A 16,112-nucleotide genomic window follows, 5' to 3' on the forward strand; every position below is an offset into this window, starting at 1 on the left:
GCCGGAGGTGCGTCCGGGACCCGCCCGCGCGGGTCCCTCCCGGCGTCCGCGGGCCCGGAGGCCGGGCCCGCGGTGGCCGGAGATCATGTCGTGGCCTCGCCGGCCAGCGCCGCGGCGGCGGCGCGGTCCAGCCGCCCGTCCGCGACGACGGTGACGACCCTGCGGGCCAGGGCGTCCTCGACGACCAGCGGCCTCTCCCAGGCGAGCGCGGGGCCCACCCCCGGATACTCCTCGGTACGGACGAACCAGGGGTCCGACCGCTGGGCGAAGACCAGGGTCCAGCCGGGGGAGGCCAGGGCGAGCCAGGGGGCGGTGGAGCCGTGCACCCGGTCCTCGCCCTCGGCGTCCTCGGTGAAGACCTCCCGGTCGGCGGTCTCACCCGGCGCCCGCCAGAAGAAGCCGCCGTAGCCGGCCCCGGTCCTGCCCTTGGTGGCCGAGCTGCGGACCTCGAGCGACGCGCCGGTGAGGTTCGTCAGCGTGAAGGAGAAGTCGAGCGCCCAGCAGCCGTCGAGCTCCACCGCCCGGACCTCGCGCTCCTCCAGGGCGATCTCCGTCCCGTCGGGCCCGCGCCAGGACAGCGTCTCGGTGAAGCCGGCCGGGTCGCGCCGGAGGAAGGCCAGGTGGCGCTGGGAGCCGTGGTCGCCGAGCCAGGCGGGCCCGTGGTCGCGGACGTAGGTGCGTCCGCCCCAGAAGTTGGCGCCGCCCAGGTCGGACACGGCGACGCTCACCCCCAGGTGGTGCACGTGGTCGGCGGGGGCGAACTCGGTGACGACGGTCCCGCCCAGCGTCCGCACGGGGTGCAGGTAGGGGCGGGGCGACGACGTCCCGGGCAGCCGGGGCCGGATCACGTACTCGGCCACCCGCACCCCGCCGACGTCGAGGCCCACGGCGGAACCGGCCGGGCCGGCCGGGCCGGCCGGGCCGGGCGGGCCGGTGGCCGCGCCGGAGACGGACGCGGAGGCGGAGGCGGAGGCGGACGCGGCCTCGGCGGGTGCGACCGCGGCGGGCGGTACGGGTGCCGACACCGGCACGGACGCGGAGGCGGTCGCGGGGGCGGCGTCCGGGGCCCACGGCACGTCCAGCTCCGAGTACAGCGCCAGGCGCTCCGCGCTCGCCGCCGTGACCTCGGCGATCCCGGGCAGCACGCGCTGCTCCGCGCCGACCTCCTGGAAGGCGTCGGGGATCACCCGGGGTTCGGGTGCCAGCCGTACGGCCTCCAGGACCCGCATGAACCCGGCGGTCCGCTCCAGCGGGACCAGCAGGTCCGCCTCGCCGCGGATGTGCGCGACCAGGTTCTCCAGCAGGTCGGTCCGGGGGTGCGTCGCCGACGCGCCACCGAACTCGACGCGGTCCTCGGTGTAGGTGAGCCGGATCCGCCCGGTCTCGCCGTGCACGACCAGGTACGGCTCGTGCCGCCGGTCGGCGCACAGCGACACGGCCACCGTGACCGTCGTCCCGTCGTCCATCCGCAGCCGCGCGGACGAGGTGTCGTCCGCCTCGATCGCGTTGGCGCGGTAGAGCTCCACCTCGACCGACTCGACCTCCGCGCCGGAGACGGCGATCGCGGTGGCCACGGCGTGCGCCAGCGGGTTGGTGAGGACGCCGTCCACCACGTCGACGCCGTCGGCCCGACGCCTCCCGGCCCACGGCACCCGCGAGTAGTAGGAGTAGGGGCGCGCCCAGGCGCCCGCCGCGCCGATCCCGGTGACCCGGCCGACCGCCCCGTCGCGGACCAGCTTCCGCACCGCCGGGACCGCCTCGGAACCGAGGCTCTGGAAACCCACCTGGCAGGCCAGCCCGGTCTCCCGTACGGCGGCGGCGATCCGCTCGTAGCCTTCGTAGGTGGAGGCGGGCGGCTTCTCCAGCAGCAGGTGCGCCCCGGCGCGCAGCGCCCGGACCGCGAGGTCGGCGTGGGTGTGGATCGGCGTGCACAGGATCGCCGCCTCGGCGCCGGTCCGCCCGATCAGCTCCTCCAGGTCGCCGGAGAACGCGACCCCCTCGGGCAGCCCTTCGACGGGCCGCACGTCGCACACCCCGGCCAGCTCGACCGTCCCGGCGGCGGACAGACGCCGCAGGTTCTCCAGGTGCCACCAGCCGTGTCCGTGGGCGCCGGCCAGCACGACCCTGACGGGTTCCGTCACTGCGCCCTCCAGTTCAGTCCCAGGCCGCGATGGTCCCCGGCGCGCAGCTCGCCCGCCTTCACCGAGACCGGGTACGGCTCGTCGATCAGGCCGAGCGCGGCGAAGGAGGCGTCCTCGACCTCCTCGGCCATGCACGGCAGCGGCAGCGCCAGGGCGAGCTGGCCGGAGATCTCCGGCAGCAGGTGCGGATAGACCGGCACGCCGAACGCCCTGGCCAGCTCGGCGATCCGCAACAGCGGGGTGATCCCGCCGACCCGGACCACGTTCGGCTGGACGATGTCGCAGGCCCCGGCGGCGAGCAGGTCCCGGAAGTCGTGGATGGAGTAGGCGCTCTCGCCGACGGCGATCGGCACGTCCACGCACGAGCGCAGCCGGGCCTGGCCGGTCACGTCGTCGGCGGGCAGCGGCTCCTCCACCCAGTGCAGGTCGTACTCCGACAGCGCCGCGATGGCCCGCCGCGCCCTCGGCAGGTCCCAGCGCTGGTTGGCGTCGACCATGAGGAGCGTGTCCGGGCCGATCACCTCGCGCACCGCCGCGACCCGCGCCACGTCCTCCCGCAGAGCGTCACGGCCCACCTTGACCTTGACCGCCGGGTAGCCGGCCGCGCGCCACCGCTCCGCCTGCGCGACGAGTTCCTCCAGCGGGTAGTGCAGGTTGACGCCGCTGCCGTACACCGGGACGCTGTCGCGCCGCCGGCCGAGCGTCCCGACCAGCCCGCCGTCCCCGCAGCGCAGGTCCCACAGCGCCAGGTCCACCCCGGCCAGCGCGATCGTGGTCAGGCCGCCGCCGCCGGCCTCCCGCAGGTGCCGCCACAGCCGGTCCCACACGACCTCCGGGTGCGGCTCGCACCCGATGACGGCCTCGCGGATCTCGTGGTCCAGCAGCGCCCGTACGGCGTGCGCCCCGATCTGCGGCGTCCAGGAGAAGCCCCGCCCGGTACGGCCGTCCGACAGGGTCAGCTCCACGACGATGACGTGGTTGGCGGGCACGCCGGCGCCCCACGGGCGGGACAGGGCCACGGTCCGCAGCGTCGTGGACAGGCCGGTGACCACCGGACGCCCGCCGTCCGCCCGGGTCCCGCCGGCCGGGACGCCGGCTCCGGCCCCGTCGCCGGGCCGCGTTCGGGAACCGTCCGATCGGTCCGGCGGCGTCCCGGAGCCGGACGGCGCGCCGCCGGTCATCGTCCCTCCACCAGGGCGAGCCCGGTCGTGATCAGCTTGACGAGCTCCTCCATGTGCTCGGCGGACGGCTCGACCAGCGGCGGCCGGACCGGGCCGGCGTCCAGCCCCCGGTACTGCACCCCGGCCTTGACCAGCGACACCGCGTACCCGGGGACCTTGCCGCGCAGCCGCACCAGCGGCGCGTAGAACTCCCTGATCAGCCGCTCGTCGCCGTTGAGGTAGGCGGTGGCGATCTCCGGGGCGAAGCAGAACACCGCGCTGGAGTACAGGTCCACGCCGATGCCCCGGTAGGCGGGCATGGTCAGCTCGGCCGTGGGCAGCCCGTTGAAGAACAGGAAGTCCGGCCGTTCCTCCCGCACCGCCAGTACCGTGCGCTGCATGAGGTCGATGTCGCCGACGCCGTCCTTGATGCCGGCGACGCCTGGGATCCGGGACAGCTCCACGGCCTGCTCGGGGGTCAGCACCACCGAGCCGCGCTGGTAGATGATCACGGGCAGCACCTCGGCGACCGCCGACACGTAGGCCGCGTAACCCTCGCGGGGGCCGTTCGTCAGGTAGGGCGGCATGAGCAGCAGCCCGTCCGCGCCGGCCTCCCGGGCCGCCCGAGCCTGGGCGAGCGCGGCGCCGATCGGGCCGCCCGCCCCGGCCAGCACCGGCACCCGGCCGCCGACGGTCTCGGTGGCGACCCGCACCGCGCGGGCGTGCTCGGCCTCCGACAGGGCGGAGAACTCGCCGGTCCCGCAGGCCACGAAGACCCCGCCCGGCGAGTGCGCGAGACCGCGCCGCAGGTGCTCGGCCAGCACGTCCTCGGCCAGGGAGCCGTCCGGTCCGAACGGCGTGACGGGGAAGAACAGCACTCCGCTGAGGTTCATCAGGACTCTCCGATCTCTGTGCGCCAGCTGCGCTTGGCCTGCCAGCCGAGAAGTCGTCCGGCCTTGGCGGAGGAGAACGCGGGGGAGGAGCCGGTCAGACCGGCCGCGAACTCCGCCGTGGCGGGGTTGAGCAGGGGCAGTAGCTCCGCCAGGGGTTCACGGGCCAGCGCGTCGGCCGCGCTCGCGAAGAACACCTCGCCCGACGGCAGCTCCGGAAGCCGGTCCAGCAGGGTCAGCACCAGGTCCGAGGCGTCGCGGGCGTCGATGTAGTTGAACAGCGACGTCCCGGCCAGCTCCGGCCGGTCCAGCCGTTCGGCGATCGTGTGCCCGGACTGGGTGGGCGCGCCCGCCCACTCCTCGGGGGCGACGACGAAGCAGGGCCGCACGGCCGCGAACCTCGCGGGCGACCGGCGGGCGAAGGAGGCCGTCACCTGCTCGGCGACCAGCTTCGACAGGCTGTAGGCGTTGCCCGGGGCGACCGGGTGGTCCTCGTCGATCGGCAGGTAGGACGGTTTCCAGCCCGGCGTGCCGTATCCGATGACCGTGGGGCTGCTGGCGACCACGACCCGCTCGACGCCGACGCCGCAGGCCGCCTCGCACACGTTGAACGCGAGCTGGGTGTTGACCCGGAAGGTGAAGGCGTCGGTCCGGCTGAACGGGGTGGCGATCGCGGCGAGGTGGACCACGGCGTCCGGGCGGAAGCGCGTCATCACCTCGAACGTCTCGCCGAGGTCGGTCAGGTCGGCCGGGAGCGTCTCGGCGGCGCCGGCGGGGGTGCCGGGCGCGGTGTCCACGCCGATCACCTCGTGACCCGCCTCGGCGAGCGCGGTGACCACGCTGCGGCCGAACCGGCCGGCGCTTCCGGTGACGAGAGTGCGGACCACAGGACTCATCCCTTCACCGCGCCGGCGGACATGCCCTGCACGAGATAGCGCTGGATGACGGCGAAGACCAGGACGACGGGCACGGCGGCGACGACGCCGCCCGCGGCCAGCGCGCCGAAGTCGACGCTGAACTCGCCCAGCGAGTAGGCGAGGCCGACCGGCACCGTGAACTTCTCCTGCTCGCTGACGAACATCAGCGCGAACAGGAAGTTGTTCCAGCTGTGGATGAAGGCGAAGGAGCCGACCGCCACCAGCGCCGGGCGCAGCAGCGGCAGCACGACGGCGAAGAAGGCGCGCAGCCGTCCGCAGCCGTCCACCCACGCGGCCTGCTCCAGCTCGATCGGCACGTTCCGGATGAAGCCGCTGATCAGGATGAGCGAGAGCGGGAGCTGGAAGACGGTCTCGGCGATCACCAGGCTCCACAGCGAGTTGACCAGGCCGAGGGTCCTGAAGATCTCGAACAGCGGGATCAGCATCATCGCGCCGGGGATGAACTGCGTGCAGAGCATCCCGAGCATGAACGCCTTCTTGCCGCGGAAGTCGTACCGGGCCAGGGCGTAGCCGCCGGCCAGCGCGATCACCGTGGTCATGATCAGCGAGGCGACGCCGACCATCAGGCTGTTCTTGAAGAAGACCGCGAACCCGAGCTCGTTCCAGACGGTCTCGAAGTTGTCGAAGGTGACCGGCCAGGGCAGCAGCGAGGTCGATCCCCTGGGCCGTACGGCGAAGACCAGCATCCAGTAGAAGGGGACCAGCGTGAACAGGAGGTAGAGCCCGAGCGGGACCCAGATCTGCCAGCGGCTGACCCGCATCCTCTCCCGGCTCTTCGTGCCCCGGGGCGCCGTCGTCGGGCCGGGGAGACGTGGCCGTGCGGCCGTCTGGACGGTCATGACTTGGCTCCGAACTTGCTCAGTCGCAGGTAGGCGATCGAGAAGAAGGTCAGGATGAGGAACGCGGCGGTGGTCAGCGCCGAGCCGTACCCGAAGTCGTGGGACTGCGCGGCCTTGCTCGCCACGTACAGCGGCAGCGTGGTCGTCGCGTGCGCCGGGCCGCCGCCGGTCAGCGTGTACAGCAGGTCGACGTTGTTGAACTCCCACACGCAGCGCAGCAGCGTGGACAGGACGATCGCGTCCTTGAGGTGCGGCAGCGTGACGTTCAGGAACCGCTGGCGGCGGGTGGCGCCGTCCACCGACGCCGCCTCGTACAGCTCCCTGGGGATGCTCTGCAGGTCGGCGAGGAGCAGGATCGCGAAGAACGGCACCCCGCGCCACAGCTCGGCCAGGACCGCCGCCCAGAACACGGTGCCGGGCTGGGCCAGCGGGGCGGCGCCGTACTCGATGAGACCCAGGTCGGCGAGGTAGCGGGACACACCGGTCGTGGGGTTGTAGAGCAGCACCCAGATCCCGGTGGTCAGCACCCCGGACACGGCCCAGGGGGAGAACACCAGGGCCCGTGACAGTCCCCGGCCGACGAAGGTCTCGTTCACGATCAGCGCCAGGAAGAGGCCGAAGACCAGCTGCAGTCCCACCTCGACGGCGACCCACCGGACGCTGAAGCCGAGGCTCTGCCAGAACAGCGGGTCCTCGAACAGCAGCCGGCGGAAGTTGTCCAGGCCGGCGAAGCCGTTGTCCCAGGGTTTGGTGACGTTGTAGTTCTGCAGGCTGTAGTAGATGACGCTGGCCATCGGGTAGACCAGGAACCCGAGCATCGCGATCACCGCGGGGGCGATCAGCAGGTAGGGGGTTCGCGCGGCGCCGCGCGACCGGCGCATCCGATGGTTCGCCGTGGAGGCCGTGGAGATTGCCATGACCGGCGACTCCTTCGTGTTCGACGGGGGGATTCGGCGTCGCGAGCTGCAACCGGTTGCATGAAACATGGCGGACATCTGTTCGCAACGTCAAGGGCTCAATTTGGTAAACCCGGGCTCACCAGCGAGTTTTCCCGTATTTTCCGAAGCGGGTTCGGTGCAACCGTTGCCATGGTGTTCCGGGGAGCTCGATCCCGTGCCGTTGACAGCGCTGCAACCGTTTGCACTAATGTGCACGAGAGCGCGACAGGGCGCGACGAAGGAGCACAGTGGCAGCGACGATCAGGGATGTGGCGCGGGCATCGGGAGTCCATGTCTCGACGGTCTCCCGCACCTTCTCGGCACCCCACCTGGTCAACACCGAGACGCGCAACCGGGTGCTCGCCGTCGCCGAGGACCTCGGCTACCGGCCCAACCGGGCCGCCCGCGCCCTCACCACGGGCCGCACCCACAACATCGGCCTGATCGTGGCCGACATCTCCAACCCGTTCTTCCCCCCGCTGATCAAGGCCGCCCAGGCACACGCCAGGGCCCGCGACTACCATGTGTTCGTCGCCGACACCGACGAGGACCCGCAGGTCGAGGAGGAACTGATCCAGACCCTCACCAAGCAGGTGGACGGGGTGCTGCTGTGCAGCCCCCGGCTGTCCAACCGGGTCATCGAGCGTCTGCACGCCGACGTGCCGTTCGTCGTGGTGAACCGGCGGATCAAGGGGATGCCGACCATACTGATGGACGTCGCCCAGGGCGCCCGGCTCGCGATCGAGCACCTGACCGGGCTGGGGCACCGCAGGCTGGCCCTGGCCGCCGGGCCGAGCGGCTCGTGGACCAGCGGGCAGATGCGCGAGGCCGCCTCCGCCGCGGCCGCCGCCTCCGGCGCCGAACTGGTGATCCTCGGCCCGAACGCGCCCACCGAGCAGGGCGGCCTCGCCGTCGCCGCCGAGGTGGTCGCCTCCGGCGCGACCGGCGTGCTCGCCTACAACGACCTGGTCGCCATCGGGCTCATCGAGGGCCTGTACGAGCGGGGCGTGCGGGTCCCGGACGACGTCAGCGTGGTCGGCGTCGACGACACCGTCTCCGGACGGCTGAACCGGCCGAAGCTGACCACCGTCGCCATGCCGACGTCCGCCGCCGGGCGGATGGCGGTCGACCTGCTGCTGCAGTCCGTCGGCGACGGCAGGACTTCCACCCTGACCACCCTGGAGACCCGCCTGGTCGTCCGGGAATCCACAGGAGAGGCGCGATCGTGAACGGCGAGGCCACACGGAACGGGGACACCGCGGCGACCGGGGACGAGGCCGGGTCGCGCCGGCCGTTCGGGACCACACCCGACGGCGAGGAGGTCTGGCGGCACACGCTGGAGAACGGCCGGATGCGCGCGTCGGTGCTCACCTACGGCGCGGTCCTCCAGTCGCTGGAGGTCTCCGGGGTCGACGTCGTGCTCGGCTGCGACACCCTGGACGACTACCTGACGCGCAGCCGCTACTTCGGCGCCGTCGTCGGCCGGTACGGCAACCGCATCGCGGGCGGACGGTTCACCCTCGACGGCGTCACCCACCGGCTGCCGGTCAACAACGGCCCCAACAGCCTGCACGGCGGGCCCGGCGGTTTCTCCCAGCGGGTGTGGCGGGCGACCGAGGTCTCCCCGGAGGCGGTGACGCTCGCCTACGTCAGCCCCGACGGCGAGGAGGGCTACCCGGGCACGCTGACCGTCTCGGTCACCTACACGCTGACCGGGGACGCGATCCGGCTCGACTACCGCGCGACGACCGACGCGCCGACCGTGCTGAACCTGACCAACCACTCCTACTTCAACCTCGCCGGCGGCGGCGACGTGCTGGACCACGTGGTCCGCATCGACGCCGCCCGCTACCTGCCGGTCGACGACACGCAGATCCCGACCGGCGAGCTCGCCCCGGTGGCCGGCACGCCGTTCGACCTCACCGCACCGCGCAGGATCGGGGACCGCATCGACGACCCGGCGCTGGGCGGCGGCTACGACCACTGCTACGTCCTGGACGGCGGCATCGAGGTCACCGACCCGGCGAGCGGCCTGACCATGGAGGTCACCACCACCGAGCCCGGCGTGCAGTTCTACACCGGCAACCTCCTCGACGGCGTCTCCACGGCGTACGGCAGGCACGCCGGGCTCTGCCTGGAGACCCAGCACTTCCCCGACTCGCCGAACCAGGAGCACTTCCCCTCGACGGTGCTGCGGCCCGGCGAGGAGTTCGCCTCCACCACCGTCTACCGCTTCCGCTGACCGGCCCTACCGGCGCGCCGGCCCCGCATGGCGCGCCGGTCCGGGACGTCACGGCCGACCGGGGCGGTACGGCGGGGCCGGACGGGCGGCCCGGGGTATGAATCCCGGCGGGAACGCGGTCCGCGGGGGCTCCGCGGGCCGCTCGTCTTTCTCGGGGGGCCTGCCATGACCGTCTACACTCTGTCGATCATCGAGGGGGAGGCCGGCCGGGACGCGGTCGGCACCGAGCTCTTCTCGCCCGGCTGCCCGATCCACTTCAGCCGGCTCGACCCCTACACGCTGACGTGGCTGTCGGAGAACGGGTACGAGGAGCCGGGCCGGCACGTCCTCGTCACCCCGGCGGGCCGGGAGCCCGGCGCGCTCAACGTCGTCGCCTCCCGCGAGGTGGACCTCTGACCCCGGCCGGCGCCGGCCCGGCCGGTACACGGGTGGCGCGGGCCCGGCCGTACGTGAGGCGGCGCGGGCCGGTGGCGCCGTCAGGCGCGTGGCCCCGTAGGCCGGTGGCGCCGTCAGACGTGGGCTCGTAGGCCGGTGGCGCTGTCAGGCGTGGGCTCGTGGCGCCGTCAGGCGTGGGCCTGGCCGGTGAGCGCGGCGGTGGCCCCGAGGCCCAGGTAGATCACGCCGCTGCCGGTGTCCAGCCGGCGGCGGGCGCGGGCCGAGCGGCGCAGGCGGCCCGCCATGGCCGAGGCCAGCAGGGCGTAGGCGCCGTCGCTGATGACGCCGAGGACAATCCAGATCACGCCCAGCAGCATGACCTGCGGGGCGATCGCTCCCCGCGACGGGTCGGTGAACTGCGGCAGGAACGCCAGGAAGAAGATGGCGGTCTTCGGGTTGAGCACGTTGACCACGAAGCCCTCCCAGAACAGCCGGGAGCGGGAGGCGATCGGCGGCGCGGCCGCGTCGAGGTCGCCGGAACGGGTCATCAGCTTGCGCACCCCCAGCCACACCAGGTAGGCCGCGCCGAGATACTTGACCACCGCGAACGCGGTCGCCGAGGCGGCGAGCAGGGCGCTGATCCCCAGCGCCGCGGCGGCCACGTGCACCACCGATCCCAGGTGGACGCCGAGCATCGACACCAGCCCCGCGCTCCGGCCCTGGGCGACGCTGCGGGTCACGATGTAGAAGACCGCGGGGCCCGGCACGAGCAGCAGGGCGAGCGTCGCGGCGGTGAAGAGGGCGAGTGTCGTCAGATCCGGCATGTCCGTATCGTAGGGCGGCCGGCCTCGCCGTCGCCGCCGGTTTTTCCGCGCCTTCTCCGTGCTTTCTCCGCACCGGAGAGGCACCCTCGCTGCCGGGAGCCGGGAGCCGGGAGCCGGGAGCCGGGAGCCGGGAGCCGGGAGCCGGGAGCCGGGAGCCGGGAGCCGGGAGCCGGGTGTCCGGACGGTGACGCGCGTGATCATGGGTGCGGCCAACGACTTGCTACATTGCTTCCGTGGACACCCCCGAGGGAACGCCGCCGCGGCGGCTGCGCGCACTGCCGAGCAGGCTGACCAACCAGGCGGCACTGGCCGCCAACCGGATCGTGGACCAGGCGCTCGCCCAGGCCGGCCTTCGGCGCTACCACTACTCCCTGCTCGCCGCGCTGGAGGAGTACGGCCCCGCCAGCCAGGCGGCCCTCGGCCGCCGCATCGGCATCGACCGCAGCGACATGGTGGCGACCGTCAACGACCTCGCCGAGCGGCGGCTCCTGGAGCGCGCACCGGACCCGGAAGATCGCCGGCGCAACGTCGTCACCATCACCGCGGCGGGCCGGAGGCAGCTCACCCACCTGGACCGGCTGCTCGCCGCCGCCCAGGACGAGTTCCTCGCGCCGCTGCCCGCGGACGACCGGCGGAACCTGGTCGACCTGCTCACCCGCCTCGCCGACCATCACGGCGGCAGGCGCGGCTGAAGGCCCGGGAACGCGTCAGACCGATGCGGTGAGCGTCTCCAGCAGCGCGGCGGTGGCCGGGGGGAGGAGCGGCTCGCCGTACGTGGCGGCGTAGACGTGACGGATCGAGCCGGGCAGCTCGGTCACCTCGACGGCGGGGTGGCGGTGCGCCCGCAGGGCGAGGCCGGGCAGCACCGTCACCCCCATCCCGGCGACGACCAGCGCCTGGACGGCCACGATGTCGTCGGTGGTGAAGGCGATCTCCGGCTCGAAGCCCGCCCGGCCGCACAGGTCCACCAGATGGACGCGGCAGCGCTCGCAGCCGCCGATCCACCGGTCGCCGCGGTGCGCGGCCAGACCGCCGGCGGTCAGGTCACCGGTGGCCGGATCACCGGCGGTCAGGCCATCGGCGGGCGGGGGAACGCCCATCCCGGACGGGGCCTCGGAGGCGGCCGGGGCGACCAGGTAGCTGGGATCGTCCAGCAGGTGCAGCAGCCGGACGCCGTCCTCCTCGGGGGCGGTGTCGTAGCGGAAGACCACCGCCGCGTCCACGTGGCCCTCGCGCAGCATGCGCAGCGCCTCCGGCGGCTCGGTCTCGGTGAGGCGCAGCTCCAGGCCGGGGTGCCGCCGGGCCAGCAGGGAGACGGCCTCGGGCACGAACGTGCTGAGCGCCGAGGGGAAGGCCGCCAGCCTGACCCGGCCCGCCCGCAGTCCCACGTGCGCCGACAGTTCGGCGGCCGCCGAGTCGACGCGGCCGGCGATCTCGGCGGCCCGCTCGGCCAGCAGCCGGCCGGCCTCGGTGAGCCGGATGCCCCGGCCGACCCGCTGGACGAGTTTGGCGCCCGTCTCCGCCTCCAGCCGGGCCAGGTGGTGGCTGACCGAGGGCTGGGAGTAGTGCAGCTCACGCGCGGCGGCGGTGACCGAGCCGTGCCTGGCCACCGCGGCGAGCACGCGGAGCCGTACGAGATCCAGCATGTATCAACGATATCTATGAATCAGCGGGAAACATGGCATTGGACGTATGTGTTCCCGTCGCGCAGGCTGGAGGCATGGAGACCACACTCATCACCCGGCCCGGCCTCGCGGAACTCGTCGAGGGGACCCGTGAGCTGGTCACGAAGGCCATGAGCCCGCGCGAGACGGCGTTCGCCGTCGCGGACCTGCTCCGCGGACGGCTGCCGGCGCCCGGGATCCTCACCGAGGAGGAGCGGGTCGGAGACCCGGACCGCTACGTCACCCACGTCCTGCACACCGAGGCGGACTTCTCGGTCGCCGCCGTCGTCTGGCGGCCCGGTCAGGAGACCGTGATCCACGACCACGTCGCCTGGTGCGTGTTCGGCGTGCTGCAGGGCGTGGAGTACGAGACGCTCTACCGCCTCGACGGCGACCACCTCACCGAGATCGGCCGTACGGCGAACCGGACCGGCGAGGTCAGCGGCTTCGCGCCGCCCGGCGACATCCACCGGGTCCGCAACATCGGGGACGGCACCGCCGTCTCGCTCCACATCTACGGCGCCGATCTCAGTGGCACCCCGAGCAGCGTCCGCCGCGTCTACGACCTGCCGATCCGCTGACCCCGCCGCCCCCGCCCGCACGGCACCGCGTCGGCCGCGGCCCGGACCGGACGGGCCCGTCAGGAACGCACGGCCGTACGGCGCGGGTCAGGGGGTGGGGCCGGGGCGGTCGTCCTGGGCGGGCTTCCGTTCCAGGGCCAGGCTCTCCTTGATGGCCTCCAGCCGGGCCGCGCCCTCCACGTCGATGGCGGCGCGCTCGACCTCGATCATCCTGGCCTCGACGGAGTTCGACGTCAGCTCGGCCTCGCCGAGCGCGCGGGCGTAGCGCTTCTCGATCTTGTCGCGGACCTGGTCCATGGTGGGGGTCTCCCCGGCCGGGGCGAGGCCGGACAGGTCTCCCATGGCCTTGTTGAGCTGCTCCTGCATCGCGGCCTGGTCGAGCTGCGACAGCAGGCGCATCCGCTCGGCGATCTTCTTCTGCAGGGCCATGGCGTTGGTCTCGACCGCCGCCCGCGCCTGGGCCGAGGACTGCGCGGCGCGCTCGTGCATGAGCCGGGCGTCCTGCAGGGCGGTCTCCGCCGCGACCAGCCGGGAGGCGAAGGCACGGGCGGAGTCCTCGTAGGAGAGGGCCTTGCGCTCGTCTCCCGCGGCCCTGGCCTGCTCGGCCAGCAGCACCGCCTGCCGGGCGTTGGCCTGGAGCTTCTCGGCCTCCTCCAGCGAGCGCGTGAGCTTCAGCTGAAGCTCATGCTCGTTGCCGATGACCGCCGCGGCCTGCTGGGAGAGCCGCTGGTGCTGCTCCTTGGCCTCCTGGATGGCCTGCTCGATCTGGATCCGCGGATCGGCCAGCTCGTCCAGCCTGCCGGAGAGGGCGAAGACCAGGTAGCGCCACGCCCGGCGGACGACCTTGAACATTGGGGCTCCTCTTGTCGATCCTCATCGGTCCGGCGCGTCGTGGGGGTCCAGCGCGTCACGGGTGATCCGCTCGGTCTCGTGCAGGCCCTGCCGGACCCCTTCGAGGCTGTCGGCCAGCTCGTCGAGGACCCGGGCCGGCTCCAGGGCGCCCGCCGTCGTCATCGCCGACAGCTCCACCACGCGGGCGACGAGACCCTCGATGCCGATGGCGCTCGACTCCATCCGGGCGAGCACCTGGTCCCTGGTCTCGGTGAGCCGGGCGATCACGTCCTGCTGGGCGGCCAGCGAGGTGAGGGCGCGGCCGATGTCGTCGATCACGCCCTTCTTCGCCGTTCTCAGCTCCCGGGTCAGGCGCTCGTGCTCGCGGGAGAGCTGGGCGGGGTCGAAGCGCCCGAGCGCCGTGCCGGTACGGGACGCCTGCTCGGCCAGACGCTCCAGGGTGGCCAGGGCGTCGTCGATCTGGGGCCGCATCAGCGCGATCCGCCCGGCGAGGGGGCCGTCTTCCAGCGAGGCGCTCAGCTCGCCGAAGTCGCGGGCCGCCGCGGCGGCCCGATCCAGCCAGTAGGCCTCCCGGCTGCCCGCGGCGACGACCCGCGCCGCCGGACGCGCGTCGCCCCCCTGGGCGACGGTGACGCCCGCCTTCACCAGCCAGACGGTGACGCCGACGAAGACGGCGCCGGCCGGGTGCACGCTGACGGCCCAGGCGGCTCCGCCGGCGGTCGCGCCGAGCAGCAGCCCCCAGGGATCACGGAGTTCCTCACCGATACGGGACATCAGAAGTTGGATATCACCGCGGTGAACACCTGGTCGATACCCCCGGGTTCACGGGAATCGTAGGCGGCCGCGTCGGTCGCCTCGGAGATCCGCCGGAGCACGCTCAGGTCGGCGTCCTGGCCGTAGGCGATCGTGAACATCCGTACGGACTCCCCGCCGGGCTCGGCGCGCAGGTCGGGCAGCAGGTTCTCCAGGGAGGGGCTGTTGGTGTCCTCGTTCTTGCCGTCGGTCAGGAAGACCACCGCGTTGATCGCACCGTCCTCGTGCCGGCCGAGCACGTGCCGGTATGCGGCGAGAACGGTGTCGTAGAGGCCGGTCCCGCCGTCGGGCGTCAGGCCGTCGATCCTGGCCCGCAGGTCCTTGATCCGGCCCGCGCCCGTGGTGCCCATCGGGACCAGCTGCAGGTAGTCCTTGGGGCCGTCCCGCTGGGTGGAGAACATCCACAGGCCCACCGTGTCCTGCGGGCCGAACTGCGACAGCGCGTTGGAGGCCGCCTGCTTGGCCAGGTCCAGCTTGCTCTTCCCGGTGCCCGGCACGGAGGCCCCCATCGAACCCGAGACGTCCATCACCAGGAGCACGTTCGCGGGCTTGCGCAGGTCCGCCCAGCCGGCGAGCACCTTGTCCAGCACGTTCGGGGCGGGCGGGTCGAGCGTCTTCCTCGGCTCGGACGGCAGCAGCCCGTTCGCCTCGGTGATCAGCTTTCCGGCCTTCCCGTCGTGGGACCGGAAGGCGAACTCGGCGAAGCGGTCCTGCTGCTTCGCCGCTCGCAGGTAGGCCAGGAAGTCGGCCGCGACCGCGCGCCTGGCGTCGTCCACCCACGGCGCGGTCAGCACGGCGTAGGGGTTGTCGGAGTAGAGGGTGCCCTCCTTGGGGTAGATCGCGACGAGCGGCACCCGGGGCTTGGCGTGTTTCCCCAGCGTCGCGGGGTCGCCGGTCGGGTTGCCCTGGTTGTAGTCCCAGACCGACTTCTCCTCCACGGCCACCGCGGAGATGTAGCCGAGCCCCGCCCCCGCGTCGTCGGCCCGCTGCAGGTTCGACAGGAACGTCAGCGTGGTGTCGCCGTAGTGGACGATCGAGCGCTCCACCCCCCGGACGAAGTCCCGGGTCTTCGCGTCGGCGACGTTCTTCTCCGTCAGGTCGCCGGACAGGCCGGTGGCGGCGAAGTAGGCGCCGATGGTGGCGTTCAGGCCGCTGGTGGAGAAGTTGGGGTTGGTCTTGCCGAGGCGGAAGGCCCCCCACTCCGGGTGGCCGTGGCCGGCCCAGGAGCCGGTGGACAGGTCGAGCAGGTCGGACCAGCCGAGCTTCCTGCCCGGCCAGCCCAGCGCCTCGGCCATCGGCTTGGGCATCGCGACGACCAGCGGCGTCTTGATGACCGACGGGTTCTCCGCGGCGACCAGCGAGCCGGTGTCGGCCGCCGCCGCGCGCTGCTGCAGCAGGGTGATCCAGCCGCTGCTCGCCGGGGACCAGACATCGGGACGGGGGCCGTCGGCGCGCTCGTCCCAGCCGCGGGCCAGGGCCAGCATCGCGCCGCCACTGGCCACGTTCCGGACGACCACCTCGGCGCAGCGCCCGCCGACCTCCCGGCCGCTGTAGCGGTCCGCCATCTCCCGCAGCAGCCCGGCCTTCTCCGGCGACGCGGCCACGGTCAGCGTGGTCTTCTCACCGTCGCACCGCCCGGCGCCGCGCCCGGAGTCACCGGCCGCGCGGTCCGGCCCCCTGTTCTCGACGTACAACCGCAGGCCGACGATCATCGCTCCGGCGAGGATGACCGCGATGACGAACGGGGCGAAGTTCCTGCGGCGTCGCGGCGGCTGCTGGTACAACCCTGCCTCCCGGGGGGTGTCGGTATATGTCCGACGAATGAGCCCCCGCCGAAGTTCGCCTCCGTGGCGAT

General features: G+C 73.1%; 16 protein-coding genes. 5 read left to right on the forward strand and 11 right to left on the reverse strand.

The features are described from left to right. Window positions 1–83: 83 nt before the first annotated feature. The 6 genes from ACFYSC_RS09545 to ACFYSC_RS09570 all read right to left on the reverse strand — a co-directional run bounded on the left by ACFYSC_RS09545 (window position 84) and on the right by ACFYSC_RS09570 (window position 6,885). The gene (locus tag ACFYSC_RS09545) at window positions 84–2,141 is read right to left on the reverse strand and encodes a DUF6807 family protein (RefSeq protein WP_389959030.1); all 2,058 of its coding nucleotides are present in this window, start codon (window positions 2,139–2,141) and stop codon (window positions 84–86) included. Beyond that, complete coding sequence (locus ACFYSC_RS09550; protein ID WP_389959033.1) at window positions 2,138–3,193, reverse strand: mandelate racemase/muconate lactonizing enzyme family protein; 1,056 nt, start codon at window positions 3,191–3,193, stop codon at window positions 2,138–2,140. Before ACFYSC_RS09550 ends, ACFYSC_RS09545 begins: the two co-directional genes overlap by 4 nt. A 125-nt stretch (window positions 3,194–3,318) precedes the next feature. Then, window positions 3,319–4,194, reverse strand: coding sequence for a 5-dehydro-4-deoxyglucarate dehydratase (locus ACFYSC_RS09555; protein WP_389959037.1), 876 nt, complete (start codon window positions 4,192–4,194; stop codon window positions 3,319–3,321). Next, on the reverse strand, window positions 4,194–5,078 hold the full coding sequence (locus tag ACFYSC_RS09560; RefSeq protein ID WP_389959039.1) for an NAD-dependent epimerase/dehydratase family protein: 885 nt from the start codon (window positions 5,076–5,078) through the stop codon (window positions 4,194–4,196). The genes ACFYSC_RS09555 and ACFYSC_RS09560 overlap by 1 nt, the downstream gene beginning before the upstream one ends. A 5-nt stretch (window positions 5,079–5,083) precedes the next feature. Continuing rightward, complete coding sequence (locus ACFYSC_RS09565) at window positions 5,084–5,968, reverse strand: carbohydrate ABC transporter permease (RefSeq protein WP_362929341.1); 885 nt, start codon at window positions 5,966–5,968, stop codon at window positions 5,084–5,086. Continuing rightward, window positions 5,965–6,885 carry a sugar ABC transporter permease gene (locus ACFYSC_RS09570; protein WP_362929343.1) on the reverse strand — a complete coding sequence of 307 codons (921 nt, stop codon included), beginning with the start codon at window positions 6,883–6,885 and terminating at the stop codon, window positions 5,965–5,967. Before ACFYSC_RS09570 ends, ACFYSC_RS09565 begins: the two co-directional genes overlap by 4 nt. Window positions 6,886–7,154: 269 nt before the next feature. Here ACFYSC_RS09570 and ACFYSC_RS09575 point away from each other — a divergent pair, with 269 nt between their 5' ends. The 3 genes from ACFYSC_RS09575 to ACFYSC_RS09585 all read left to right on the forward strand — a co-directional run bounded on the left by ACFYSC_RS09575 (window position 7,155) and on the right by ACFYSC_RS09585 (window position 9,544). Continuing rightward, entirely contained in the window at window positions 7,155–8,135 is a 981-nt protein-coding gene (locus ACFYSC_RS09575; protein ID WP_389959043.1) for a LacI family DNA-binding transcriptional regulator, read from the forward strand. Continuing rightward, on the forward strand, window positions 8,132–9,148 hold the full coding sequence (locus ACFYSC_RS09580; RefSeq protein WP_389959045.1) for an aldose epimerase family protein: 1,017 nt from the start codon (window positions 8,132–8,134) through the stop codon (window positions 9,146–9,148). Before ACFYSC_RS09575 ends, ACFYSC_RS09580 begins: the two co-directional genes overlap by 4 nt. A 165-nt stretch (window positions 9,149–9,313) precedes the next feature. Continuing rightward, window positions 9,314–9,544 carry a hypothetical protein gene (locus tag ACFYSC_RS09585; protein ID WP_362929349.1) on the forward strand — a complete coding sequence of 77 codons (231 nt, stop codon included), beginning with the start codon at window positions 9,314–9,316 and terminating at the stop codon, window positions 9,542–9,544. 167 nt (window positions 9,545–9,711) lie between these two features. On the opposite strand, the gene ACFYSC_RS09590 is transcribed toward ACFYSC_RS09585, so the two are convergent. Then, window positions 9,712–10,347, reverse strand: coding sequence for a LysE family translocator (locus tag ACFYSC_RS09590; protein ID WP_362929351.1), 636 nt, complete (start codon window positions 10,345–10,347; stop codon window positions 9,712–9,714). Between the two features lie 233 nt (window positions 10,348–10,580). Here ACFYSC_RS09590 and ACFYSC_RS09595 point away from each other — a divergent pair, with 233 nt between their 5' ends. Then, window positions 10,581–11,039, forward strand: coding sequence for a MarR family winged helix-turn-helix transcriptional regulator (locus tag ACFYSC_RS09595; protein ID WP_362929353.1), 459 nt, complete (start codon window positions 10,581–10,583; stop codon window positions 11,037–11,039). Window positions 11,040–11,054: 15 nt separating this feature from the next. Here ACFYSC_RS09595 and ACFYSC_RS09600 read toward each other — a convergent pair whose 3' ends face one another. Further along, window positions 11,055–11,993, reverse strand: a complete 939-nt coding sequence (locus tag ACFYSC_RS09600; RefSeq protein WP_389959050.1) for a LysR family transcriptional regulator — start codon at window positions 11,991–11,993, stop codon at window positions 11,055–11,057. A gap of 74 nt (window positions 11,994–12,067) precedes the next feature. Between ACFYSC_RS09600 and ACFYSC_RS09605 the strand changes: the two genes are divergently transcribed. Beyond that, complete coding sequence (locus ACFYSC_RS09605) at window positions 12,068–12,592, forward strand: cysteine dioxygenase (RefSeq protein WP_389959053.1); 525 nt, start codon at window positions 12,068–12,070, stop codon at window positions 12,590–12,592. A gap of 87 nt (window positions 12,593–12,679) precedes the next feature. On the opposite strand, the gene ACFYSC_RS09610 is transcribed toward ACFYSC_RS09605, so the two are convergent. The 3 genes from ACFYSC_RS09610 to ACFYSC_RS09620 are packed head-to-tail and all read right to left on the reverse strand — an operon-like array spanning window position 12,680 to window position 16,041. Then, window positions 12,680–13,444: a PspA/IM30 family protein gene (locus ACFYSC_RS09610; protein ID WP_389959055.1), complete on the reverse strand. Its 765-nt coding sequence runs from the start codon at window positions 13,442–13,444 to the stop codon at window positions 12,680–12,682. A gap of 21 nt (window positions 13,445–13,465) precedes the next feature. After that, on the reverse strand, window positions 13,466–14,218 hold the full coding sequence (locus tag ACFYSC_RS09615) for a hypothetical protein (RefSeq protein WP_389959058.1): 753 nt from the start codon (window positions 14,216–14,218) through the stop codon (window positions 13,466–13,468). After that, the gene (locus tag ACFYSC_RS09620) at window positions 14,218–16,041 is read right to left on the reverse strand and encodes a substrate-binding domain-containing protein (RefSeq protein ID WP_389959060.1); all 1,824 of its coding nucleotides are present in this window, start codon (window positions 16,039–16,041) and stop codon (window positions 14,218–14,220) included. The genes ACFYSC_RS09615 and ACFYSC_RS09620 overlap by 1 nt, the downstream gene beginning before the upstream one ends. Window positions 16,042–16,112 lie beyond the last annotated feature (71 nt).

The organism is Streptosporangium sp. NPDC004379, from assembly GCF_042873875.1.
Classification (GTDB): domain Bacteria; phylum Actinomycetota; class Actinomycetes; order Streptosporangiales; family Streptosporangiaceae; genus Streptosporangium.

Coding starts and splice junctions, on each gene's coding strand:
- ACFYSC_RS09555 (WP_389959037.1), bottom strand. CDS start 4,194: ATGAACCTCAGCGGAGTGCTGTTCTTCCCCGTCACGCCGTTCGGACCG.
- ACFYSC_RS09565 (WP_362929341.1), bottom strand. CDS start 5,968: ATGACCGTCCAGACGGCCGCACGGCCACGTCTCCCCGGCCCGACGACG.
- ACFYSC_RS09570 (WP_362929343.1), bottom strand. CDS start 6,885: ATGGCAATCTCCACGGCCTCCACGGCGAACCATCGGATGCGCCGGTCG.
- ACFYSC_RS09585 (WP_362929349.1), top strand. CDS start 9,314: ATGACCGTCTACACTCTGTCGATCATCGAGGGGGAGGCCGGCCGGGAC.
- ACFYSC_RS09590 (WP_362929351.1), bottom strand. CDS start 10,347: ATGCCGGATCTGACGACACTCGCCCTCTTCACCGCCGCGACGCTCGCC.
- ACFYSC_RS09600 (WP_389959050.1), bottom strand. CDS start 11,993: ATGCTGGATCTCGTACGGCTCCGCGTGCTCGCCGCGGTGGCCAGGCAC.
- ACFYSC_RS09605 (WP_389959053.1), top strand. CDS start 12,068: ATGGAGACCACACTCATCACCCGGCCCGGCCTCGCGGAACTCGTCGAG.
- ACFYSC_RS09610 (WP_389959055.1), bottom strand. CDS start 13,444: ATGTTCAAGGTCGTCCGCCGGGCGTGGCGCTACCTGGTCTTCGCCCTC.
- ACFYSC_RS09615 (WP_389959058.1), bottom strand. CDS start 14,218: ATGTCCCGTATCGGTGAGGAACTCCGTGATCCCTGGGGGCTGCTGCTC.